This window comes from Collinsella sp. TF05-9AC, assembly GCF_003438495.1.
Taxonomy (GTDB): Bacteria; Actinomycetota; Coriobacteriia; order Coriobacteriales; family Coriobacteriaceae; genus Collinsella.
The window spans coordinates 1-223 of sequence record NZ_QSSH01000040.1 but is presented as its reverse complement, the minus strand read 5'-3'; positions in this window follow the sequence as shown (position 1 = coordinate 223).

Genomic DNA, 223 nt, shown 5'->3' with positions numbered 1-223 from the left:
GGGGAAACGCCGCGAGGGGCACGCCGTCGCCGGCATGCCCGTGCGGGTGGCGGCCGTGGCTATTCCGCCTCGGTCGCGTAGACCGTTCGGCCCGTCTCGCAGTCGATGGTCTCGGCATCCCCGAAACCGACCCGGACGGCCGCCCATCCGCCGGCGGCCGCCAGCGCGTCGGCCTCGGACCTCGCGGCGGCGATGAGGCGCCCGAGCTCGGCCGAGCCCGCCG